The organism is Tenacibaculum ovolyticum DSM 18103 (genome assembly GCF_000430545.1).
GTDB lineage: Bacteria > Bacteroidota > Bacteroidia > Flavobacteriales > Flavobacteriaceae > Polaribacter > Polaribacter ovolyticus.
This window is the reverse complement of the sequence record NZ_AUMF01000008.1, coordinates 242,209-264,911: the sequence shown is the minus strand read 5'-3', so window position 1 is coordinate 264,911 and position 22,703 is coordinate 242,209. Positions and strand designations below refer to the sequence as shown.

Sequence of the window (22,703 nt, the reverse complement as noted above, 5' to 3'; positions counted from 1 at the left end):
CAATATACAAGTTTTTAATTCCCCCTGTACCCTAAGAACCGATGCGATTATTATAATCGTGTCGGTTTTAAAAACAAAAAAATGAAAAGAAGTAAGTTATTAATATTATTAATTGTAATTCCAGTACTAATGTCTCATAGTGTTTGGATATATGTAAACAATACAGGTAAAATTGGAAGCAAGGCTATCGTAAATATGTATTTTGGTGAAATAAGAAAACAAGTTATAGAAAAAGGTTTAAAATGGTATGAAGGTGCAATTTTTAAAGAATTTAAGGCTTATGTAAAACCGCACAGTTCTTTAAATAAAGAGGCTTTATTATTAACTCCTTCAAAAGAATCATTATCAGCAGTTTTTACCCCAAAAAGAGCAGGTATTTATCAAATTATAGCATTTAATGAAACAGGTACTGTAAAAGATTATACAAAGCATGGTTTAGGATTGTTAAAAGACTCTACCTATTTACGTACTACTTTCGAAGCAACTTCGTGGAGAGAAAAGCAAAAAGGAGAGGTTAATTTATCACCAATGATGAAGTATGATATTGTTCCTTTTCCTGCTAAAAATGGTTATGGAAACTATAATAGTCATAAAGCTACTTGGAGAGTAAAGGAAAAAGTATTCGCTGTATTTTATATTGATGGAAAAGTAGCTATACAAAAAGAAATAAAAGTTTATAGTCCTGATGGATGGATTTCAATAGCTAAAACTGACAAAAACGGTCTGTTTAATTTTACGCCTTACGTAAAAGGAACCTATCAAGCTATTTATCAAACAGAAAAGAAAATAAGTGGTGTTTATAAAGGGAAAAAATACAACACTACTAGAGTAAAAGTTATAACTAATTTAAATATAGAATAAAAATAGACAGTTCCCCCGCAGTGTATTTTATTAGATGCAGTCAATTAGAGTGGGTTTTGCGATATAAGTAAATGAAAATTATAGATAGCATAAGAATTTTAGATGTTCGTTTAGTTCTCTGTATTATTACTTCGTGAAATTCACTCGAATTGATGTTTATAAAACCATATAACATATAATAATACAATTTCTTTTAATTATTAGTTTGTTAAAACAGCTTAAAAAACTAGTTGGTTATTGTTAGTTTTATTACTTTGAGCAGAATTAATCTAAATAATTGATTTTTCTATGAAGCAATTTCTTTTATGTTTTTCGTTATTTTTTTTAACGATAATAAATGCTCAAAATAAACCTATGAAATTAATAACACCACCTTCATTACAAAAGGGTGATACAATTGCAATTGTTGCACCTGCAGGAATTTTAAAAAATAGAAAACACGTTATTGATAAAGCGAAAAAACTTGCCGAAAGTTGGGGTTTAAAAGTTATTTATGGTAAACATATGTTTAATCAAGCACACCACTTTGCTGGAACTGATGATCAACGATGCCAGGATTTTCAAGATGCTTTAGATAATCCGAATATAAAAGCAATTTGGTCAGCTCGTGGAGGTTATGGTTCTGTTCGAATACTAGATAAATTAGATTTTTCAAAATTTAAGCAGAATCCTAAGTGGGTTATTGGTTATTCTGATATAACTGCGTTTCATAATCATATTCATAATATAGGTGTAGAAACTATTCATGGAATAATGGGTACAAGTATGCAAGATAAACCAGAGGTAATTGAAAAGAGTGTTACATCGCTTAAAAAAGCATTATTTGGTGAGCGTTTGCATTATGAAACATCTTTTTCTAAATATAACAGGCAAGGTGAATTTGAAGGAGAGTTAGTAGGAGGTAATATTGCTATTTTAACGTCAATGTTAGGGTCTAGTAGCCAAATATCAACAGATAATAAAATTTTGTTTATTGAAGAGATAGGTGAGTATAAGTATTCGATCGATCGTATGTTGCAGAGTTTAAAACGTGCTGGATATTTTACGAAAGTTAAAGGGATTATAGTTGGTGATATGACGAAGGTTAAGAAAAATTCAACTCCTTGGGGAAGCTCTATAGAGCAACTAATTTTAGACGTTATTCCTAAAAACGTTCCGATTGTATTTAATTTTCCTGCTGGTCATGAGCCTGATAATAGAGCTTTAATAATGGGTAGAACTGTTAACGTTAGTATTCTAGAAAAAAAAGCAATTATAAACTTTAATTAAGTGGCGCAGCACAATGATCTTGGTTTAAAGGGAGAGGAACTAGCAATTGAGTATCTAGAAAAGAATGGGTATTTAATTGTAGAGAAAAATTATCGGTATAGAAAAGCTGAGGTAGATATAATAGCAAGGAAGGATACAGTATTAGTAGTCGTTGAGGTTAAAACGCGGTCTTCTAACTATTTTGGAAACCCGCAAGATTTCGTAAATCCTAAAAAAATAAAATTACTTGTTACTGCAATAGATGATTATGTAGTAAAAAGAGATTTAGATGTAGAGATACGATTTGATATAATTGCAATTTTAAGAAACAAAGAGACTTATAATATACATCATATAAAAGATGCTTTTTTATATTTTTAAAACAAAAAACCAACAATTAAATTGTTGGTTTTTTGTTTTAAAATATGATTTGTAATTATTTAGCAAAATAATTTTTAACGTCTTCTAATTGATCAGGTGCAGCAATTATTTTCTTGTTTTGATCTAATACAAAGAAAGAAGGTGTACCTAATAGATTATATGATCTAACAGTTTCGTTATCCCACTTATGGTCAGGGTGTGTTCCCATAACATTATGCCAGTTAGGTAATTTTTTTATAAACTCGTTCCAATTGTTAATACCGTTAGCATCTTCAACAGAAAAAGAAATTACAGAAACATTTTTATGTGCTTGCATAAATTCATATAGTTTAGGAACATCTTTAACACAGTGAGGACAAGCTGTACTCCAAAAAACTAATAAATATCTTTCATTATCATTTAAAGTAGATAACATAACTTCTTTACCTTCTTCTTTCCAAGAAAAGTCAGGAGCAATTCTACCAACTGAAGCTAATAATAATTGTATTTTTTCTTTTTTAAATTCAGCATCTTGTTGGTCTTCTGGTAATACATCATAATAGGTAGAAAACATCCAATCTACAGCTTCACCATTACGTTTATCAGCTAAAGAAGTAATTAAAAATTCTGTTACTCCTTTTCTTAATTTACCTTTAGGAAGAATTTCCATTACTTTTACAATAGATGTTCTATATAGTTTTTGTTGTAATTGTTTATTTTCTGAAGAGTTTAAGTAAAAAACATAGTCAGTAATTTTATCAATTATAAAAGACGAATTATAAAGCGCATCATTATTAAAATTAACGTTTTTAAAGAAATTACCTACAGTTGATGATAAGTACTCCTGCATATTATCAAAAGGACTTGATGGGTTATATCTTTGTGAAGCTACAATAAAGTTATTTACTAACATCCCCTCAGACTTATTTTCATAAGTTTCTTGTACGTCTTCAAGTTCTTTTATAGCTTTTTTGTAAGCTTTTTTAGCGTCTTTATCTTCACTTTTAATAAAAGCAAGTTGATTCTTGTCAATTTTGTTTTGTACTAAAGTATAAGCTTCTAAATATTCATTAAACAATTTATTTTCTCTAGAAGATGTAAATACAACTGATTCATCAGGGTATTTAGGATTGAATATAAACTCAACGTTTTCTTTATTGAAATAGAAATCTACAAAACCAGCACCTTTATTTCTATAAGTTGCTCTATAAACACCAGGTTTAGTACTTTTTGGTAAATCAAGTTGAAATCTTCCTAGTACTTGTTTTTCTCCACCAACAGCTATTGTATCAAATTTTATGGTTGTATTGGTAATAAATTTTTGTTTAGCACCTTCAATTTTATAAAGAGCTAACCAATCACTTTTTTCAGGAGGAGTCATCGTTCCTTTAATGGTGTATTGAGCGTTAACTATTGAGGTGGCGAACATTAAAAGAGCCAGTAATTTTTTCATTATTATAATTTAAAGGATTATTAATAAGGTTTTAAAACTAATCATTTGCTAACTTCTTTCCAAGAAGTGTACCATTTTTATTTTTTCTTGTTTATTTTAGGGGAATTTTACAAACAAAATGAAAAATATGGAGTTCAAAAATAAAGTATTTTGGGTTACCGGAGCCTCTTCTGGCATAGGTAAATCATTAGCGATTGAATTATCAAATTATGATGTGAGTTTAATTTTATCTTCAAGAGACGAAAATAAGTTAAATGAGGTTAAAAGTAAATGCAAAAATCCATCTAATGTAAAAATAGTAGTATTAGATTTAGAAAAATATGAAAGCATGAATTCTAAAGTGTTAGCAGCAATTTCATGTTATGGTAGGGTAGATGTTTTAGTTAATAATGGAGGGATTAGTCAACGGTCATTAGTAAAGGATACTGATATTTCTGTTGACAAGCGCTTAATGGATGTTAATTATTTAGGTACAGTGGCTTTAACAAAAGCATTGTTACCTCATTTTATTAAAAGAAAAGAAGGTTATTTTGTAGTTACAACGAGTATTGTAGGTAAAATAGGTACGCCATTACGATCTACATATGCAGCAACAAAACATGCTTTACATGGTTTTTTTGATAGTTTACGAGCTGAGCATTACAAAGATAACATAGCTGTTACATTGATTTGTCCAGGGTTTGTAAAAACAAATGTGTCTAAAAATGCCTTAACTGGAGATGGAATTCCTCAAAATAAAATGGATACAGCAACAGCTAATGGAATTCACCCAGATACATTTGCTAAATTAATGGTAAAAGCAATAAAGAATAAACAAGAAGAGGTTTATATAGCTGGCGCAAAAGAAAAGTTAGCGGTATATGCAAAGCGTTTTTTTCCTAAGTTTTTATCAAGAATGATTCGAAAAATAAAAGTTACTTAATTTTATTTGAAAAAATCAATTAAATCAAAATAGTTAATAATAGCTTCTTTTATTAATACTGATTGTTCTCCTGGTTTTAAATTAGGTAGTTCAGTTAAAGTTTTATAGTGTGGCCATCCTTCTTCATCAAAAAAGTCAAATTCATAATATCCATAAGGTTCTAAAAGTTTACATATAGCAATATGCATTAGGTTTACCTTTTCATCTTTTTTAAATTTTCGTTGCCCTTGCCCTAATTCTTGTACACCAATTAGATAAATAATAGCATCTACATTTAACTCATCTCCATCAGCAAATTGTTGAGATAAATTTTTTACCAGAAAATCCCATTTTTCTTTTAACTTAACTTCTTTAGTCATCTGTGTTTTTTGAATATACAAAGATACAACTGAGTTATGTATATTTGTGTCGGATTGACACACATAATTGTTTTTTGTGTGTTTTTATTTTAAATATAGCATGAGTACATTTGATATTATTATTGCAGCATTGTTACTTTTTGGTTTTGTACGTGGATTAATGAAAGGATTATTTGTTGAAGTAGCTTCGCTGGTAGCTTTAATTGCAGGAGTTTATGGAGCAATTCATTTTTCTTATTTTATTGGAGATTGGTTAAAAGACAGCGTTACTTGGGATGAGAAATACATTTCATTAGCAGCCTTTGCAGCAACATTTGTAGTAATTATAATTACGATAGCTTTGTTAGGGAAGGTATTAACAAAAATTGCAGATTTTGCTTCTCTAGGAGTTTTAAATAAAATATTAGGAGGTGTATTTGGTGCTTTAAAAATCGGATTAATTTTAAGTGTGGTTTTTATTTTCTTCGGAAAAATGAATGATACTTTTCCGTTTGTAAAAAAAGAAAGTTTAGAGGAATCTATATTATATAAACCTGTTAAGAATATTGCTCCAATGATTTTTCCATCTATAATTAAAGGAGATGGAGAAATAGAAATTGAAGTACCAGAAATATAAAACTAAAAAACCGAAGTTATTAGCTTCGGTTTTTTAGTTTTATAAAATAGAACTGAATTATAACATGGTTACTTTACCCGTATGTAATGAATAGACTCCACCAACAATAGCAATTTCTCCATTATCTTCCATTTCTTGTAAAATCTTACTCTTTTCACGAATACGTTCAATGGTTAGTTTTACATTATTTTCAACAGTTTTAGCAACAAATGCTTTGTTTGTTGAATTTGCCTCTCCTTCTACTTGATCAGATGCCATTTTTGCAGCAGGAATAATATTATCTAGCATTGCAGTAATATTTCCCAGTTCTACACCGTCGCAAGCAGCTTTTACAGCCCCACAACTTTCATGACCTAAAACAAATACTAATTTACTTCCTGCAACAGCACAAGAATATTCCATGCTTCCTAAAATATCAACGTTTTCGAAGTTCCCTGCTACACGAGCAACGAAAACATCACCAATAGTTTGATCGAAAACTAATTCTACTGGTACACGAGAATCAATACATGATAAAATTACAGCTTTTGGAAACTGTCCGTCAATAGTTTGTTGTACTAATTTGTTAACATTAGAAGGGGTCAAATTATTAGCAACATAACGTTCGTTACCTTCTAATAAACCTGTTAAAATTCCTTTCGGTGTTAATGCCGTTTGTATGTTTTTTGTTAAAGCTGTATCTCTCATCTTATCTTTTTTTAATTATTATCTTTTACGTTTGACTTTATCCAAGTCAGGCATTCATTGAAATTAGTGAAAATATGTTCTTCAGAAATTAAATCAGGAATGATATCAATACGTTCCATCATATAACGTGGTTGTTTTAAAAGATCTACTAATAAAACTGTAATTCCGTTTTTTTCTAAATCGATTAACATATCTTCTAGTGCATATAAACCAGATTGATCTATATACTGCATTCTTCCCATACGAACTATCACAGCAGATGCCGTAGTGGGAATTTGTTTTGTTAGTGCTTGAAAATCACTAGTAGAACCGAAGAACAAAGGTCCTTTAATATGTTTTATAAATACTTCTTCTGCTAAATTCTTAGGGAAATCTTTTTCATCACCCCAAGCTTCTTCGTCTAATGATTTTACATCAGAACGCTCGGCACTTAAATCTCCAATTTTTTTCATAAACATTAAAGAGGCAATTACTAAACCAATACCAACCGCATATACTAAGTTCCAAAAAGTTGATAATAGTAATACGACTAGCATAATAATAACTTCAGAGCTTACTTTAAAAGGGCCAATTTTAGCATCACGAGGTAAATTGGGAATAGCTTTTAGGCCTTTATAATCCATAACACCAATACCAACTGTAATTAAAATACCAGCCAACACAGCAGCAGGAATTAATGAAGCAATAGGTCCCAAACCTAATAATATTATAAGAAGCATAACACCAGCAACCATACCTGATAATTTGGTTTTACCACCAGAATTAATGTTTACAACAGTACGAATTGTTGCACCTGCTCCAGGTATTCCACCAAAGATAGCAGCAATAGTATTTCCAATACCCTGACCAATTAATTCTTTATTTGGTTTATGTTTTGTCTTCGTCATATTATCTGCAACTACCGAAGTTAGTAATGAATCAATTGCTCCTAATAATGATAAGGTTAAAGCCGTAAAAATATATGGAGTGATACTAGATAGACTAAAGGTTGTAAAGATCTTTAGATTCGGCATTGGAAACCCTCCAGGAATTTCTTCGATAGGACGATAAGGTAATACAAAACCAATGGCAATAAGAGTCATAACTACTAGAGCAACTAAAGTACTTGGTACGGCAGTTGTAATACGTTTAAAACCATATATAATAAATATTGTACCTAAAGCTAAAATTAGCTCTAACCAATTAATATTTTGTAAAGCTCTGGGTAATACTTTAAACGTTCCTAAAACACCAGAAGCTTCTTTACCTGCTAAAGTTTTACTTTCTTTTAAAATATCAGCTTGTGTTGTTGCTTCAGATCTTTTAATAGTTTCTTTAAAATTTTCAAGAACTAAAATTCCTTCACCAGCTTCATCTTTTAAAATGTTTTCTAAAATTAACTCTTCTGCTAGCGGTTTAAATTGTTCAACAAATTTAGTGTCTTCCTTAGCATAATAACCAACAGAAGGTAATATTTGTGTTACTAAGATAATTACACCAATTGCAGTCATAAAACCAGAAACTACAGGGTATGGTATATATCGTATGTATTTACCTAATCCTAATACTCCTAATAATATTTGAAATACACCAGCTAATAAGAAAACCATTAAAATGGTTGGCATTGCTTTGGCAATGTCTCCTTCGTTAGTAGCAAGGATACTTGCTATTACAACCATACTTACAGCAGTCATTGGTGCGGTAGGACCAGATATTTGAGTATCAGTACCACCAAATAAAGCCGCAAAAAAGGCAATGAAAATTGCACCGTATAATCCAGCACTCGGGCCTAAACCAGAACTTACACCAAAGGCTAGAGCTAATGGTAATGCTACAATACCTGCAGTTATACCACCAAATAAATCTCCTTTAAAATTGCTAAATAAATTTTTCATGTGTTTAAATATGCGATAATTCTTTTCTTTTTTTAGATAAGAAATTTTATTAAATATGTGTGAGTGTATTTAAAGTAGGCTACTTTAAAAAGTAATAAGCTTATGTAAGTTGAGGAGGTGGTGTAGTGAATTCGATATATTCAATCCGATATTCTCTAATAATTACTATATTTTCATTTACTAGCTTGCTTTTATAAAAATTATAGAAAATATGTGAAATTTGATTTATTTTTTCAAGTTCATTAAGTTCTTTCTGATCTTCAGTTTCATCCTCAAAATCATCAGTATCTAGTTGGTAACAAATTTCATTATTAGTTATAGAGCTTATATTTTTAACAACAAAGTCTATTCCTTTTAGAGCTAGAATCACTAAAAGAAAATATTTTAAATAGCTGTTTTTAAATAGTTGAGCCATATATTTATATGTGCTAACGAAAGTAGTTAAATTTTTATAGTTTAAATGTTATAGTTCCTTTAAATTTTTAGATAACACCCATCCTATTTTTCCATCTACTAACTTTATTTTTTTCCATTCATCTACATTATCTAGTATGCTTACTTTCGTTCCTTCGTGTAAAGTAAATAACTGGTGAGCATCTTTTGTAGGTGCATTTTTTACTTTAATTATTTCAGAGAAAATAATAGCTTCAATAGTGTTTTTTGATTGATTATATTGTGAGTAGGTAATAGTTAAAGTAATAACTAATATTAAAAAGGATAAAATACTAGTAGTAAAAAACAATCTTTTTTTAGTAGAAGAATAAGAGAAGTAATAGCATAAAAATAAGAAAGATGCTAAAAAAGATAGTATTATGGTAAAAATAGCCCAAGTATTATATGAGAATTTTTGAAAGAAATTTTTATTTATTTTTTGAAGAATTGAAGCAGGTAATTTTTCTATCCTATCTAAAGTTAAACGTTTTATTATAATTAAATTATTTTGAGCATCTTCGTTTAAAGGATTTAATTGAAGTGCTTTTTCATAATTATAAATAGAAGGAGCAATTTGGTTTAATTTAGAAAATGAATTACCTAAATTAAAATATAATTCAGATGAAATATTTTTACTGCTTTCTATTTTTTGATATAATTTTATAGCTTCTTGATATTTACCATCTTTATATAAATTATTAGCACTATCAAACAGTTCATCAGCGGTTTGTGATGATACAATGTTTGAAATTAAAAACAATAATAGTATAATAACCTGTTTCATTATAGTTGCTTATCTAATTCTGTTATTACTTGTTTAGCCTTTTCATATTCCTCTTTCATTTGCACTTTTGTAATAGGAGTATACCTCGCAAAGTCACAATCGTTAAAAACGGCAATAAAGTTTTTTATAGTTTCTGTACTAACACTTTTTTCTTCTAATAACTCAGTGATTTTATCACGACTAATATCTAGCGTTTCTATACCTAATTTGGCTTTTAAATAATTATGTAAGGCTCTTTCTAAGGCTTCATAAAAAGGTTCTTTATCACCTAGTTTTTTTTGCGCTTCAGATAAATATTTTTTAGCTAACCTATCAGCTTTTCTTTGCTTGTTTCCAATTATATCACCGTTACGCTCTTCTTTCTTCTTATTAATGTAAATAGCTATAGGAATGGTTATAATAGGCAAGAGTAATAAAGCATAAAATAATATAGATTTAAAAAAATCACTTGTAGTTATTGGTTGGAAATCACTTGATGTTTGGATATATCTAAAGTCATCTCCAGTAATCTTAACCTCTTGTTTGTCTGTTGTTTTGTTATTTTTACTTGTAGGTAACTCTTTTCCTTCTAAAACATCAACATATAAATCATTTGTCGTTATAGTTTGATATACTTCTTGTTTAGGGTTAAAGTAAGAAAAACTAGTTTTAGGAATTTTATATTTTCCTTTAAATTCAGGAACTACAGTATAGGTATCAGCAACCGAACCCTTTAATCCACTAGAGGTAACACTAACTCTTTCTTTTCTTTCGGGTTGATATACTTCTAGTTCTTTAGGTGTTGTAATTTTTGGAAGTTCAAACAATTTTAAATTCCCTTTTCCTTTAACAGCTACTTTCATTTGAGAAGATTCATTTGCTTTTAAGGTATGTTTGTTTAAAGAAACATTAAAAGAATATTCACCAACTGCACCTGTAAAATTTAAAGGTTTATTATTAAGTGGTAATGCTTTTGCATAAATCGTTTTTTTAGGAGAAAAGAATTCTTTACGAATTTGTTTTGTAGATAAATTTCCAAAAAAATCGGCACCACCAGTAGGAACAGCAACAATAATATCCATTTTCATAGGGTCTATTGTTAATTTACCTTCTTTGGTAGGTATTAATAAAGCTTTGTGTAGTACTGCGTAACGATAGTTTTCTCCGTTATATTTTCCTTGTTTTACAGAAGTTCCGTTTCTTTTAATTTCTTGATTCCAGAAGCCATTATATTGTGGATTTTGAGTAATTGCATTATCATAAATACCTACATTATCACTAAAATACAAACGATACTCAACATGAATACTCTCACCTACGTAAGGTTTTGATTTAGAGAGTTCAGCAACCAAATGTATGTTTTGATCAGCAATATAATTAGGATCATTAGGGTTCTTTGGAATATCAACAGCGCTTAGAACAATTACCTTTATGGTGTTAGATAAAACTTTTTCGCCATCAATATCAATTGTGGCAGCTGGTATATTAAATTCACCCTTACGTTTTGGTTGAATTATATAGGTATAAGATTTAGAAAAACTAACTTTTCCGTTTATCCAAGATTGGCTGACTGACTGACTAGGACCACTTACAATTCTAAAATTAGTGAAATTAGGGCGTTTAAAATTATCCGCACTTTGATTGTTTGTAGAAAATTCAATACGTAAACGTTGGTTTACTCCTAATTTGTTTTTACTAACACTAGCTTTTAATGCTGAATCTTGTGCATTAAGACCTAGTGTTATAAAATAGATTAATAAAGATATATATAATTTCAACTTCATAAAATTATTCTAATAGTGTAAAATTACGGGTTTGATTTAAAGTCTCAAATAATTATTTTCAGTAAATGTTTCCGTGGTTATGGATTCGCTTTCTTTTTATTAGAGTTGTCGTTCTTTGTTGATTTCTTAACATCTAAAATATCAACACTTAAATCATCACTGGTAATTGTTTTATATTTTTCTTCTTTTGGATTAAAATAAGAAAAATTAATTTTTGGGATTTTATATTTTCCTTTTTGCTGAGGGATAATTGTATAAATAGTTGTTATTTTACCTTTTAAATTATTAGAATTAACAATGATTTTTTCTTTTTTGTATAAGTAATTAATTCCTACTCCTTTTGGGTTTTTAATTTTTGGTAACTCAAATAATTCTAAATTCCCTTCCCCATTAATGGTAAACTTTATTTGAGGGATTTCTGTATTTTTTAAATTGTATTTATAAAGGGTAGTGTTAATGGTAAATTGACCTACAGCTCCACTGAAATTTGTGGGTTTGTTTTTGATCGGTAATTTTTTTACATATACGATCTTTTGAGGTGAATATAATTGTTTTTTAACTTTACGTGTTGTCGTCTTTTCAAATAAATCTATGAGGTCAGTTTGCACAAGGATGGTAACATTTGCGTTAAAAGTAGGTATTGTTAACGGGCCATCTTTAGTAGGGATTAATAAAGTTTCATGTAAAACAAAACCTTGATAGTGTTTACCATAAAAATTTTCTTTCTTTGTTTGAAACTTTTTTTTATTTATCTGTTTACTCCAAAAACCTTTGTATTTTGGAATATGAATAATTGGAGAATCATGTATTTTTACTTTATCGCTTATATATAACACATATTTTAGATTAATACTTTCGCCTACATAAGGTTTTGTTTTTGAAAGTTCAGCAACTAAGTGTACATTTTGATTAGTAATATAATTGACGTTATTATTGTTCTTAGGAGTGTGAACAGGGTTCAGAACAATTATTTTTATGGTATTAGATAAAACAGATTTACCTTCAATATCAATACTAGCTGCGGGGATATTAAATTCACCTTCTTGCTTAGGTTGAATAATATAAGAATAGGATTTAGAAACAGTAATTTTATTGTTTACCGACGAATGTGTAACAGATTGACTAGGACCACTGATTACTTTAAAGTTTAAGAAGTTAGGCGCTTTAAAATTATCTGCATTTTGTTTGTTTGTAGAAAACTTGATGCGTAAACGTTGGTTTACACTCAATTCGCTTTTATTAACACTAGCTTTTAATGCAGGTTCTTGTGCATTAAAACTAAATGTTACAAAACAGATTAATAATGATATGTATAATTTCAATTTTATATTCATTTTCAAAAAGCGTAAAAATAATTTAAGATTTTAACAATTGTAAATTTACCAATCTTTTTCTTGTTTTACTTTTCTTCCTTTCGATTTTTTAACATTCATTTTCTTTTGAGTCTTCTTCTCTTCATTGTTTAGACTTTCTAACAATTGCTTCATCTGTTCAGGAGACATTTTTCCTGCTTGAGGCTTCTGTTTTTGATCTTTTTTATCTTTTTCATTGGGCTTTTTTTGATCTTCAGGATTCTTTTTTTCATCCTTTTTGTCTTTGTCGTCGCCTTTTTTGTCTTTGTTTTTATCTTTTTGCTTGTCTTTGTCGTTTTGGTCCTTTTTATCTTTCTTATCCTTATCTTTTTTATCCTTGTTCTTGTCTTTATTCTTATCTTTTTTCTTGTCTTCTTGCTGTTGTTTTTTTAGATTTTTCTGGGCAACAGCCAAATTATAACGAGTTTCATCATCATTAGGGTTTTCTCTTAATGCACTTTTATAAGCATCTACAGCCTGTTGGAACTGTTTTTGCTCCATTTGAGAATTTCCTATGTTATGATACGCTTCTGCTTTATCAAATTTATTTTTTGCTGTTTTCGCCGTCACTTCAAATTGAGCAATAGCTTCTTTGTATTTTTTTTCTTGATACAAAGTATTTCCGAAGTTATAACTGGCTTTGCCATATTGACTATCTTTTCCTAATGCCTTACGGTAAGAAATTGCAGCGTCGCCAAACTTTTGCTTGTTGTATAATTTATTTCCTTCACGTAATAAATTTCTAGCTTCACGCTTTAGTTTTAGAGTATCTTGTTGCGCATAATTATTTGCAGAGAACATAATTAGTAGCAAGAACATAGTGTATGGTAAAATTTTCATCTTCTTTTGTTACTTTTTTGAATGTTCATTAAATAAATCTGCTTTTTTAACCCATTTAGTTTTTCTTTCGAAGAAAAATAAATCAATGATTAAAAATAGTAATCCGATACCTAAAAACCATTGAAATTGATCCTTGTAATCTGAAAATTGTTTTGTTTCAAATTCACTCTTTTGTGCATTGGTAATAATATTTTCAATGATTTTAACAGGATTATCTGTTTTATTACCATCAATATATTTTCCATTAGAAGCCTGAGCAATATCTTCTAAAACGTCCGATTTCCTTTTAGTAATTACGGTTTCACCTTTTCTGTCTTTTTTGTAACCAATAAGTGCGCCATTTAATTTTATAGGAATAGGGCCACCTTTTTCTGTACCTACTCCAATTGTATAAACTTTTATACCTTCGTTTGAAATGTTTTGTGCTACCTGTTTTGTTTCTTCTTGATGATCTTCACCATCAGAAATTATAATTAAAAAACGATTGGTTTGCTCATCATTATTGTAGTAAGTTTTAGCTAAGTTTAATGCTTCATTAATAGCAGTTCCTTGACTTGAAACCATGTCTGGGTTTGCGTTTTGTAAAAACATTTTAGCAGCAGCATGATCGGTTGTAATTGGTAGCAATGGATACGCGTTACCTGCGTAAATAATAATTCCAACTCTGTCACTTCCTAATTTGTCTACAATCTTAGAAATAATTTGCTTTGATTTTTCTAAACGATTAGGAGCAATGTCTTCAGCTAACATACTCTTAGAAACATCTAGGGCAAAGACAACGTCAACTCCTTCTCTTTTTACTGTTTTTAATTTAGTTCCCATTTTAGGGTTTACTAAAGAAATTATTAAAAAAGAAAGTCCAATTAAAAAGAATATTAATTTTAAAACTGATTTAAAGGTTGATGAGTTGGGTGCTATTTTAGCTAAAAGTTTAGCACTTGCAAACTTTTTCTGCGTTCTTTTTTTCCACCATAAAACCAACAAGAAAACTACAATTATTATTGGAATAATTGTAAAAAGATAAAAATATACTGGTTCTTCGAATCTATATAACATGTTTATATAAAACTTTTAAATAGTGTGTTTTTTAATAAGAATTCTAGTAATAAAAAAATACCTGCTATTAATACCAGTAATCGGTATTTTTCAGTGTAATTATAATATTTAAATTCCTCTATTTTTGTTTTTTCTAGTTTGTCAATTTCATCATAAATAGCTTTTAGTTTAGAGTTATCTGTAGCTCTAAAATATTTACCATCTGTTTGTTTAGCAATATGTTTTAATAAAGCTTCGTCTATCTCTACTTGTTGATTTCTAAACGAAATTCTACCTGTTCTTGGATCTTTTGCCCAAGGAAAAGGAGCCATTCCGTTAGTTCCAATACCAATTGTATAAACTTTAATGTCATTTCCTTTAGCTAGTTCTGTTGCTGTTTTAGGGTCTACAAATCCAGCATTATTTACCCCATCAGTTAAAAGTATAATAATTTTACTTTTAGCTTTACTCTCTTTTAATCTGTTTACTGCCGAACCTAAGCCCATACCAATAGCAGTACCACCTTCTAATTGTCCCCACTTAATTTCAGAAATGGTTCTTTTTATAATAGATTTATCACTTGTAATAGGTGTCTTAGTAAAACTCTCTCCAGCATAGGCTACAATACCTATCCTATCATTAGGTCTACGATTTACAAAGTCTATAGCTACTTTTTTTAAAGCTTCCAATCTATTTGGCTTTAAATCTTTTGCTAACATACTTGCAGATACATCAACTGCCATAACAATATCAATACCTCGGTTTGTTTTAGTTTTTTTACTTACCGCTACGTTTCTAGGTCTTGCCAAGGCAACAATTAAAGAAGTTAGTGCTAGTAATCGAAATATATATAGCAAAGGTTTTAGTTTAGATACTATAGATTCTTGTACTTTAAAACCTTTAACACTAGATATTGTTAATTGAGAGCTGTCTTTTTTTCTGGAATAAAAATTCCAGAAAGCTAATAACGGAATTAATAGGAGTAACCATAAAAATTCAGGGCTATGAAATTCAAAATTATTCCAGTTCATCTGCTACTTCTTCTTTAGGTTTTAAATTATCTATTACAGTTTTTGCATCTTTACGATCTTGTTCAATTTGATGCGCCATTGGCTTAGATTTTGCAAATTTCACTAAATCTGATTCTTGTAATAATTTTTTTAATTTATAAATAGTTTCTTTATCAGTATCAATAGATTTTACGTCTCTAAAGTCATTTAAAAGATCAATTAATTCATCTGTTGTTATTTCTAAGGCAGGTACCTTTAATTCTCTTTCAATATAACTTCTAACAATGGCTGTTAATTCACTATAATATTTTTTTGTTTTATTATTTTGCCAAAGTAGTTTTTCGTCTAGTTCTTGAAGTTTCTCGATAGCTTCTTCATATGGTGGAATTTTCGGAACAAAAACGTCTTCTGTTTCTTCTTTCTTATTTTTCAAGACAAAGAAATAAAGCAATGCTATAATTAAAATAAGTATTCCTAATGCCCACCAAACATAATATTTGAAATCATCAAATTGATAAGCTTCACCCTTAATGCCTTTTATAGGGAATTTTTTAATTTTGGTTGTGTCAATAGCTATAGTTGCCACATTAATAAGTAGGCTATCAGTTAAAAAAGCTTGATTTTTAATGAATATTTGCTGTTGAGGAATGTAAAAAGCACCACTGTCAAAACCAGTTAAAATATATTTTTGAACTAATTTATTTTTAATTGTATCAATTTTTAGAGTATCAATAATCTCTAAACCTTTTAAATTAGTTAATTTAGGTATAATAACATTTTCAGTCTCATTTACAGAAATTTTATATTGAAATTGCTCTCCAATTCTAATATTGGTGGTATCAACTTCAACTTTTATTTCGTTTGACTGTGAAAATCCAACGCAATAAATAAATAAGAGTATGTAGAATAATTTAGTTTTCATTTTTTTATGCTGTCATTAAAGAAGACAATTTTTATTTTCTTTTAAAATAGCCTAATAGTTTTTTAACGTAGCCTTCATCTACACGAGTATTAATTGTTCCAGCCCCACTTTTCTTAAAAGTACTTTCGAAATAATCGGCTAATCGTAGCGCATTGGCTTTATATTGATTTCTCACAGATGCTGAGCTAGTGTTTACCAAATGTGTACTTCCTGTCTCAGCATCAACCATAGGAACCATTCCTAAATTAGGAATTTCTTCGTCATGTTTATCATAAACACGTATACCTGTTACATCGTGTTTGTTTCCAACAATTTTTAGAGTACGTTCATAATCATCATCCATAAAATCAGACAGCATAAATACAATCGCTCTCTTTTTCATAATGTTTGATAAGAATTTTAAAGCTTCACTAATATTCGTTTGTTTACTTTTTGGTTGAAACTCTATTAGTTCTCGAATGATTCTTAAAACATGACTTTTTCCTTTTTTAGGAGGAATAAAAAGTTCCATTTGATCTGAAAATAAAATCAATCCAACTTTATCATTATTTTGAATTGCCGAAAAAGCTAATGTTGCAGCAATTTCAGTAACGGTATCTTTTTTAAATTGTTCAGAAGTACCAAAAGATTCTGAACCCGAAACATCAACAACCAGCATCATGGTTAATTCACGTTCTTCTTCAAAAACTTTTATATAAGGTTCGTTATAACGTGCAGTTACATTCCAATCAATAGCTCTAATATCGTCTCCGTATTGGTATTGACGTACTTCAGAAAAAGTCATACCACGACCTTTAAAAGTAGAATGGTATTCTCCTCCAAAAATATGATTAGACAAACGGCGTGTCTTAATTTCTATTTTACGAACTTTTTTAAGTAATTCTTTCGTGTCCATATAATATTTTAAGGCACTTGTACTTCGTTTATAATCGAGTTAATGATATCAAGAGAAGTGATGTTCTCAGCTTCAGCTTCATATGTAATTCCAATTCTATGACGTAAAACATCATTTACAATTGCACGAACATCTTCAGGTATTACATAGCCTCTTCGTTTTATAAAAGCATAACATTTAGCAGCTTTTGCTAAGTTAATACTTCCACGAGGTGAAGCACCGAAACTAATTAAAGGCTTCAATTTTTCTAAATTATATCGTTCAGGGTAACGAGTAGCAAATATAATATCAAGAATATATTTTTCAATTTTCTCATCCATATATACTTCGTTAACAAATTTACGAGCATTTATAATTTGTTCTACAGAAATTACAGGGTTTACTTTTTCAAAACTTCCATTTAGGTTAGCGCGCATAATTGCCTGCTCATCTTCAAGTTTTGGATAATCAATAACTGTTTTTAGCATGAAACGGTCAACCTGAGCTTCAGGTAGCGGATATGTTCCTTCTTGTTCAACTGGGTTTTGAGTTGCCATAACTAAAAAAGGTTCGTCTAATTTAAAAGTCTCATCACCAATTGTAATTTGACGCTCTTGCATTGCTTCTAATAATGCAGATTGCACTTTCGCAGGAGCACGGTTAATTTCATCAGCCAATACAAAATTAGCGAAAATTGGTCCTTTTTTAATTACGAAATCACTTTCTTTTACATTATAAATCATGGTACCCACAATATCAGCAGGTAATAAATCTGGAGTAAATTGAACACGACTAAAACTAGCTTGTACTGCTTTAGATAGAGTGTTTATGGCTAGTGTTTTTGCTAGTCCAGGAACCCCTTCTAGTAATATGTGTCCATTACCAAGAAGTCCAATAAGTAATCGTTCAATCATATATTTTTGACCAACGATGACTTTACTCATTTCATTTGTTAGTAAATCAACAAAAGCGCTTTCTCTTTCGATTTTCTCATTAATAGCTCTTACATCTACATCCATAGTAATTAAAATATATTATAATTTTCGTGAAACAAAACTACAATAATAAGAAAATAAGCGCTGTTAAAGTATGGTTAAAGATAAAAAGGATTTTTTTTTAGAATAAAAAATGTGATTTTCAATAATTTATTTGTTTTGATGTGTTATTAATATGATTTTATGTTAAAAATTGTTATTATTGTTAAAACTAATCTGTAAAACTATAAATTATGAATTTAAAATTAAAGTTGTTTGTTTTGAGTTTTTTCTTAACCACAGTTGTGATTTTCTCTCAGCAAATTAAAGGTAAAGTTGTTGATGAAAGCGGTACTCCGCTGCCTTTTGTAAATGTCTTAGAAAAAAATACAATTAAAGGTGTTAGTACAGACGGGGAAGGAGAGTTTGTTTTGAATGTGAAAAAATTACCACTGACTTTAGTGTTTTCTTCGGTAGGTTTTGCTACAGTAGAGCAAAAAATCTCTAATGATTCTTATATAACTATAACTCTAATAGCAGGTAATGTATTAAATGAAATAGTATTAACAGGTAACCGTTCAAAGCCTAGAACTATTTTAGATTCAGCAGTGCCTATTGATAATGTAAGTGTAAGAGAATTACAAGCTACAGGGCAAACAAGTATTGATCAAATGTTAACATATGCAATACCTTCTTATAATGCGAGTAGTCAAACAGTTTCTGATGGTACAGCTCATTTTGATCCAGCAGATTTAAGAGGATTGGGACCAAGTAGAACTTTAGTTTTGGTAAATGGTAAACGTAAAAATCAAAGTGCATTAGTGTACGTAAATGATACGCCAGGAAAAGGTGAGGTAGGAGTCGATATGAAAAGTATACCTACAGCGGCAATTGAAAGAGTTGAAGTTTTACGTGATGGAGCATCTGCTCAATATGGTTCTGATGCAGTTGCAGGTGTTATAAACATTATTTTAAAGAAAGATGTAGATTTTACTCAAGTAAATGTTAGTTCTGGGGTAACAAAAGAAGGAGATGGATTTAATGCAGCAGCTGATGTAAATCATACTTTTACATTTGGAGATGGAGGTTTTTTTAATTCAACATTAGGTGTAAGTTACCAAGAAAAAACAAATAGAGCAGGAGAGCCTGGTAGAGATAATTTATTTGGAATTGATAATCAATGGACAAAAGATAATCCATCTTTGGGTATGATAATAGGTCAGCCAGAGATGAAAAAAGGAGATTTGTTTATTAATGGAGAGTACCCTTTAAATGAGAATACTAAATTATATGCTTTCGGAGGATTTAATATTAGACAAGGTAAAAGTTTTGCACTTTATAGATTACCAGGTTTTCCTGGGATACCTACAGGTCCAGCAGAGAATCCATTTAATAATGGGACAGGAGTTTATGAAGGTTTTCAACCAACTTTTGAAACTGATATTAAAGATATTTTGTTTACGGTAGGAAGCAAATTCAATTTAGGAGGATTTGATGCCGATTTAAGTGCTAGTTATGGTAGAAACTCTGTAGGGTATACAATAGGTAATACATTTAATACTGTTTTAGGTTTAAATAGCCCTAGGTCTTTTGATGCAGGAGCTTATGCTTTTAGTAACATCATTGGTAATTTTGATGTAAGTCGTTCATTTGGTGAAATAAGTGTAGGTTTTGGCGTAGAAGGACGTCAAGAGCAATTCGATACAACTGCTGGTCAGGCTGAATCTTACGAAGGACTTATACCTGGTGATGGAGGGCATTCACAATCTTTTCCAGGAATACAGCCAGGGAATGCTTTAAGTGAAACGAGAACAAATATAGGTGGGTACGCGACTTTAGATTGGGATATTTCTGATGACTTCCTAATAGGAGGAGCTGCTCGCTATGAGAATTATTCTGATTTTGGTGGTAATACTTCTTGGAAAGTAAACTCAAGATACAAGTTAGGTGAAGCAGGTGTTTTAAGGGCTTCATATGGTACAGGGTTTAGAGCACCATCATTACATCAAGTATATTTAAGTAATGTACAAACATTGGTTTCTCAAGGTACAATTTCAAACCAAGGAACTTTTAATAATGTAAGTCCAGTAATTAAAGGGTTAGGAGTCGCTTCGTTATTTGCTGAAACATCTAAAAGTTTCTCTGCAGGTTTAACAGTAAAAGCATCTAGAGATTTTACAATTTCGTTAGATTATTATAATATTAAAGTAGAAGATAGAGTTGTATTTTCTGGTGAAATAGGCGGGGTTGATGATAATGGTAATGCAAATGCTGAAGTACAACAAGTATTAGATGATAATAGTGTAACGAGTATTAAATTTTTTATAAATGCTGCCGATACTAAAACGCAAGGTTTTGATTATTCAATGCACTATAAAAATATTGATTTTGCCTCAGGTAAATTAGGGCTTAATTTAGCTTTAAATATAAATAGCACAAAATTAGAAGGAGAAGTAAAAACACCAACTAAATTATCAGGATATAAAAACGCTATTTTTAATAGAAAGGAACAGTCAAGAATTATTAGCGCTAGACCTAATACAAAGTTCTTATTCGGAGCAAATTATAAGCTTAATAAATTTACAGCAAATTTAAATAATACGTATTTTGGAGAAGTAACATGGCAACATGCAGTTGATGCAGGTAAAGATCAAACATTCGGAGGTAAAGTTGTAACTGATTTGTCTTTCGGTTATGAGTTCTCAGATGTTATTTCTTTCACTGCACAAGTGAATAACTTATTTGACGTGTATCCAGATCAAATAGATACTAAAGGTGACGTTGTAACTGATTTAGGAGGACGTTTTAAGTATCCTTGGGAAGTAAATCAATTTGGATTTAGCGGAACAATTTTTAAAGCTGGTTTAACGTTTAAGTTTTAATGTAAAACTATTTCAGGACGAGACATATAATTCATAAAAAAAAGCACCTTTTTAAAGGTGCTTTTTTTTATGAATTATATTCTTTTAAAGATAATTTTTTATTTTCAAAAACACCATAAGTAAAATAATTTACCCAATCACCAGTGTTTATATACATACTGTTTTCTTGTAATTTAATTTCTAAAGGAAGATGGCGGTGCCCAAAAACAAAATAATCATAATCTTCTGTTTCTAGTTTACGTTTACAATACTGTACTAGCCATTCTTTATCTTCGCCTAAAAATTTAAAATCTTCATCACCAGAAATCATTTTATTTTTAACCGACATGTATTGCCCTAAACGTACTCCTAAATCTGGGTGTAACCAACGAAATAACCATTTAAACGGTTTAAAAGTAAAGACTTTTTTCATTCTTTTATAACCTTTGTCATGTGGGCCTAAACCATCACCATGGCCTATTAAAAGTGTTTTGCCGTCAATGTTAAATTTTTGTGGAGTATGGAATATGGGAATGTTTAATTCTTTTTCAAAATAATCACTCATCCATAAATCATGATTTCCTACAAAAAAATAAATAGGAATTCCACTATCTTTAATTTCAGCAAGTTTTCCTAAAACTCGAACAAATCCTTTTGGAACAACGGTTTTATATTCAAACCAAAAATCAAATAAATCACCTAGTAAAAAAATAGCTTCAGCATCTTCTTTAACTTCATTTAACCAACGAATAAATTTTTGTTCTCTAGGGAAACTAGCTTCAGCGGTAGGTGCTCCTAAATGTTGATCTGAAGCGAAATATACTTTTTTATTATTGGTTGTTTTAATTGAAATCAAATTGTATTTTTTGGTAAAAATAACTAATTTGAGCTACTTTTGTAATAAACGCTTAGAATACCATGGAAATAAATCCGTTTGACGATACTTATTTTATGAAAAAGGCTTTAAGAGAAGCTCAAATAGCTTTTGATAAAGGGGAGGTTCCTGTAGGAGCAGTTATTGTTTTTAAAGATAAAATTATTGCAAGGGCTCATAATTTAACAGAACTTTTAAATGATGTTACCGCACATGCCGAAATGCAAGCTTTTACTGCTGCTGCAGATTTTTTAGGTGGTAAATATTTAAAAGACTGTGTGCTTTATGTTACATTAGAGCCTTGCCAAATGTGTGCAGGAGCTAGTTATTGGACGCAAATTGGTAAAATTGTTTATGGTGCAAGTGAACCAAGATTAGGGTTTAGTGTTTTGGGAACAAAATTGCATCCAAAAACTAAAATTGTATCAGGAGTGCTAGAAGAAGAATGTAGCTTTTTGATAAAACGATTTTTTATAGAAAAACGCAATTTGAATTAACTCAATCACTGCTACTAAAAGCAAGAAATTTCTTAATTAGAATTAATAGACTACTTCACTATGTTAGTAATAACAAAATGAATGATTGTGATATAAGAGTACGAG

22 protein-coding genes are annotated in these 22,703 nt (G+C 29.8%); 7 read left to right on the top strand and 15 right to left on the bottom strand.

Annotated features, from left to right (window positions below; all coding sequences use genetic code 11):
- The first annotated feature begins 81 nt into the window (after nucleotides 1–81).
- The 3 genes from H518_RS0101110 to H518_RS0101100 all read left to right on the top strand — a co-directional run bounded on the left by H518_RS0101110 (nucleotide 82) and on the right by H518_RS0101100 (nucleotide 2,490).
- Nucleotides 82–861, top strand: coding sequence for a hypothetical protein (locus H518_RS0101110; protein WP_028887365.1), 780 nt, complete (start codon nucleotides 82–84; stop codon nucleotides 859–861).
- A gap of 354 nt (nucleotides 862–1,215) precedes the next feature.
- On the top strand, nucleotides 1,216–2,130 hold the full coding sequence (locus H518_RS0101105; protein ID WP_155995099.1) for a S66 peptidase family protein: 915 nt from the start codon (nucleotides 1,216–1,218) through the stop codon (nucleotides 2,128–2,130).
- Nucleotides 2,131–2,490: a YraN family protein gene (locus H518_RS0101100; RefSeq protein ID WP_028887363.1), complete on the top strand. Its 360-nt coding sequence runs from the start codon at nucleotides 2,131–2,133 to the stop codon at nucleotides 2,488–2,490. It abuts the gene before it with no gap.
- A 55-nt stretch (nucleotides 2,491–2,545) separates the two neighbouring features.
- On the opposite strand, the gene H518_RS0101095 is transcribed toward H518_RS0101100, so the two are convergent.
- Nucleotides 2,546–3,922, bottom strand: a complete 1,377-nt coding sequence (locus H518_RS0101095) for a TlpA family protein disulfide reductase (RefSeq protein ID WP_043706298.1) — start codon at nucleotides 3,920–3,922, stop codon at nucleotides 2,546–2,548.
- 127 nt (nucleotides 3,923–4,049) lie between these two features.
- Here H518_RS0101095 and H518_RS0101090 point away from each other — a divergent pair, with 127 nt between their 5' ends.
- On the top strand, nucleotides 4,050–4,844 hold the full coding sequence (locus H518_RS0101090) for an SDR family oxidoreductase (protein WP_028887361.1): 795 nt from the start codon (nucleotides 4,050–4,052) through the stop codon (nucleotides 4,842–4,844).
- A gap of 2 nt (nucleotides 4,845–4,846) precedes the next feature.
- On the opposite strand, the gene H518_RS0101085 is transcribed toward H518_RS0101090, so the two are convergent.
- Nucleotides 4,847–5,203, bottom strand: coding sequence for a hypothetical protein (locus H518_RS0101085; RefSeq protein WP_028887360.1), 357 nt, complete (start codon nucleotides 5,201–5,203; stop codon nucleotides 4,847–4,849).
- A 100-nt stretch (nucleotides 5,204–5,303) separates the two neighbouring features.
- Here H518_RS0101085 and H518_RS0101080 point away from each other — a divergent pair, with 100 nt between their 5' ends.
- Nucleotides 5,304–5,819 carry a CvpA family protein gene (locus H518_RS0101080; RefSeq protein ID WP_028887359.1) on the top strand — a complete coding sequence of 172 codons (516 nt, stop codon included), beginning with the start codon at nucleotides 5,304–5,306 and terminating at the stop codon, nucleotides 5,817–5,819.
- A 57-nt stretch (nucleotides 5,820–5,876) separates the two neighbouring features.
- On the opposite strand, the gene H518_RS0101075 is transcribed toward H518_RS0101080, so the two are convergent.
- From H518_RS0101075 to H518_RS0101020, 12 genes are all read right to left on the bottom strand, one after another.
- Nucleotides 5,877–6,506: a carbonic anhydrase family protein gene (locus H518_RS0101075; protein ID WP_028887358.1), complete on the bottom strand. Its 630-nt coding sequence runs from the start codon at nucleotides 6,504–6,506 to the stop codon at nucleotides 5,877–5,879.
- Between the two features lie 11 nt (nucleotides 6,507–6,517).
- Nucleotides 6,518–8,380 carry a SulP family inorganic anion transporter gene (locus H518_RS0101070; protein WP_028887357.1) on the bottom strand — a complete coding sequence of 621 codons (1,863 nt, stop codon included), beginning with the start codon at nucleotides 8,378–8,380 and terminating at the stop codon, nucleotides 6,518–6,520.
- A gap of 100 nt (nucleotides 8,381–8,480) precedes the next feature.
- Entirely contained in the window at nucleotides 8,481–8,795 is a 315-nt protein-coding gene (locus H518_RS0101065; RefSeq protein WP_028887356.1) for a hypothetical protein, read from the bottom strand.
- Between the two features lie 48 nt (nucleotides 8,796–8,843).
- On the bottom strand, nucleotides 8,844–9,596 hold the full coding sequence (locus H518_RS0101060; RefSeq protein ID WP_028887355.1) for an SH3 domain-containing protein: 753 nt from the start codon (nucleotides 9,594–9,596) through the stop codon (nucleotides 8,844–8,846).
- Nucleotides 9,596–11,359, bottom strand: coding sequence for a BatD family protein (locus tag H518_RS0101055; protein ID WP_028887354.1), 1,764 nt, complete (start codon nucleotides 11,357–11,359; stop codon nucleotides 9,596–9,598). Before H518_RS0101055 ends, H518_RS0101060 begins: the two co-directional genes overlap by 1 nt.
- A 77-nt stretch (nucleotides 11,360–11,436) precedes the next feature.
- Complete coding sequence (locus tag H518_RS18975) at nucleotides 11,437–12,681, bottom strand: BatD family protein (RefSeq protein WP_162143096.1); 1,245 nt, start codon at nucleotides 12,679–12,681, stop codon at nucleotides 11,437–11,439.
- A 57-nt stretch (nucleotides 12,682–12,738) separates the two neighbouring features.
- On the bottom strand, nucleotides 12,739–13,551 hold the full coding sequence (locus H518_RS0101045) for a tetratricopeptide repeat protein (RefSeq protein ID WP_028887353.1): 813 nt from the start codon (nucleotides 13,549–13,551) through the stop codon (nucleotides 12,739–12,741).
- A 9-nt stretch (nucleotides 13,552–13,560) separates the two neighbouring features.
- The gene (locus tag H518_RS0101040) at nucleotides 13,561–14,607 is read right to left on the bottom strand and encodes a VWA domain-containing protein (RefSeq protein WP_028887352.1); all 1,047 of its coding nucleotides are present in this window, start codon (nucleotides 14,605–14,607) and stop codon (nucleotides 13,561–13,563) included.
- 2 nt (nucleotides 14,608–14,609) lie between these two features.
- The gene (locus tag H518_RS0101035; protein ID WP_028887351.1) at nucleotides 14,610–15,617 is read right to left on the bottom strand and encodes a vWA domain-containing protein; all 1,008 of its coding nucleotides are present in this window, start codon (nucleotides 15,615–15,617) and stop codon (nucleotides 14,610–14,612) included.
- The gene (locus tag H518_RS0101030) at nucleotides 15,604–16,518 is read right to left on the bottom strand and encodes a hypothetical protein (protein WP_028887350.1); all 915 of its coding nucleotides are present in this window, start codon (nucleotides 16,516–16,518) and stop codon (nucleotides 15,604–15,606) included. Before H518_RS0101030 ends, H518_RS0101035 begins: the two co-directional genes overlap by 14 nt.
- Nucleotides 16,519–16,549: 31 nt before the next feature.
- The gene (locus H518_RS0101025; RefSeq protein ID WP_028887349.1) at nucleotides 16,550–17,413 is read right to left on the bottom strand and encodes a DUF58 domain-containing protein; all 864 of its coding nucleotides are present in this window, start codon (nucleotides 17,411–17,413) and stop codon (nucleotides 16,550–16,552) included.
- Nucleotides 17,414–17,421: 8 nt separating this feature from the next.
- Nucleotides 17,422–18,411 carry an AAA family ATPase gene (locus H518_RS0101020; RefSeq protein ID WP_028887348.1) on the bottom strand — a complete coding sequence of 330 codons (990 nt, stop codon included), beginning with the start codon at nucleotides 18,409–18,411 and terminating at the stop codon, nucleotides 17,422–17,424.
- A gap of 209 nt (nucleotides 18,412–18,620) precedes the next feature.
- Here H518_RS0101020 and H518_RS0101015 point away from each other — a divergent pair, with 209 nt between their 5' ends.
- Nucleotides 18,621–21,248 carry a TonB-dependent receptor gene (locus tag H518_RS0101015; protein WP_043706296.1) on the top strand — a complete coding sequence of 876 codons (2,628 nt, stop codon included), beginning with the start codon at nucleotides 18,621–18,623 and terminating at the stop codon, nucleotides 21,246–21,248.
- Nucleotides 21,249–21,315: 67 nt separating this feature from the next.
- On the opposite strand, the gene H518_RS0101010 is transcribed toward H518_RS0101015, so the two are convergent.
- Nucleotides 21,316–22,083, bottom strand: a complete 768-nt coding sequence (locus tag H518_RS0101010) for a UDP-2,3-diacylglucosamine diphosphatase (protein WP_028887346.1) — start codon at nucleotides 22,081–22,083, stop codon at nucleotides 21,316–21,318.
- Between the two features lie 62 nt (nucleotides 22,084–22,145).
- On the opposite strand from H518_RS0101010, the gene H518_RS0101005 reads away from it, so the two are divergent.
- Nucleotides 22,146–22,598 carry a nucleoside deaminase gene (locus tag H518_RS0101005; RefSeq protein WP_028887345.1) on the top strand — a complete coding sequence of 151 codons (453 nt, stop codon included), beginning with the start codon at nucleotides 22,146–22,148 and terminating at the stop codon, nucleotides 22,596–22,598.
- Nucleotides 22,599–22,703: the final 105 nt, after the last annotated feature.

Excerpts from the sequence above, each read along its gene's own strand:
- H518_RS0101110 (WP_028887365.1), top strand. The coding sequence starts at position 82 with ATGAAAAGAAGTAAGTTATTAATATTATTAATTGTAATTCCAGTACTA.
- H518_RS0101105 (WP_155995099.1), top strand. The coding sequence starts at position 1,216 with ATGAAATTAATAACACCACCTTCATTACAAAAGGGTGATACAATTGCA.
- H518_RS0101095 (WP_043706298.1), bottom strand. The coding sequence starts at position 3,922 with ATGAAAAAATTACTGGCTCTTTTAATGTTCGCCACCTCAATAGTTAAC.
- H518_RS0101090 (WP_028887361.1), top strand. The coding sequence starts at position 4,050 with ATGGAGTTCAAAAATAAAGTATTTTGGGTTACCGGAGCCTCTTCTGGC.
- H518_RS0101085 (WP_028887360.1), bottom strand. The coding sequence starts at position 5,203 with ATGACTAAAGAAGTTAAGTTAAAAGAAAAATGGGATTTTCTGGTAAAA.
- H518_RS0101080 (WP_028887359.1), top strand. The coding sequence starts at position 5,304 with ATGAGTACATTTGATATTATTATTGCAGCATTGTTACTTTTTGGTTTT.
- H518_RS0101075 (WP_028887358.1), bottom strand. The coding sequence starts at position 6,506 with ATGAGAGATACAGCTTTAACAAAAAACATACAAACGGCATTAACACCG.
- H518_RS0101070 (WP_028887357.1), bottom strand. The coding sequence starts at position 8,380 with ATGAAAAATTTATTTAGCAATTTTAAAGGAGATTTATTTGGTGGTATA.
- H518_RS0101065 (WP_028887356.1), bottom strand. The coding sequence starts at position 8,795 with ATGGCTCAACTATTTAAAAACAGCTATTTAAAATATTTTCTTTTAGTG.
- H518_RS0101060 (WP_028887355.1), bottom strand. The coding sequence starts at position 9,596 with ATGAAACAGGTTATTATACTATTATTGTTTTTAATTTCAAACATTGTA.
- H518_RS0101055 (WP_028887354.1), bottom strand. The coding sequence starts at position 11,359 with ATGAAGTTGAAATTATATATATCTTTATTAATCTATTTTATAACACTA.
- H518_RS0101045 (WP_028887353.1), bottom strand. The coding sequence starts at position 13,551 with ATGAAAATTTTACCATACACTATGTTCTTGCTACTAATTATGTTCTCT.
- H518_RS0101040 (WP_028887352.1), bottom strand. The coding sequence starts at position 14,607 with ATGTTATATAGATTCGAAGAACCAGTATATTTTTATCTTTTTACAATT.
- H518_RS0101035 (WP_028887351.1), bottom strand. The coding sequence starts at position 15,617 with ATGAACTGGAATAATTTTGAATTTCATAGCCCTGAATTTTTATGGTTA.
- H518_RS0101030 (WP_028887350.1), bottom strand. The coding sequence starts at position 16,518 with ATGAAAACTAAATTATTCTACATACTCTTATTTATTTATTGCGTTGGA.
- H518_RS0101025 (WP_028887349.1), bottom strand. The coding sequence starts at position 17,413 with ATGGACACGAAAGAATTACTTAAAAAAGTTCGTAAAATAGAAATTAAG.
- H518_RS0101020 (WP_028887348.1), bottom strand. The coding sequence starts at position 18,411 with ATGGATGTAGATGTAAGAGCTATTAATGAGAAAATCGAAAGAGAAAGC.
- H518_RS0101015 (WP_043706296.1), top strand. The coding sequence starts at position 18,621 with ATGAATTTAAAATTAAAGTTGTTTGTTTTGAGTTTTTTCTTAACCACA.
- H518_RS0101005 (WP_028887345.1), top strand. The coding sequence starts at position 22,146 with ATGGAAATAAATCCGTTTGACGATACTTATTTTATGAAAAAGGCTTTA.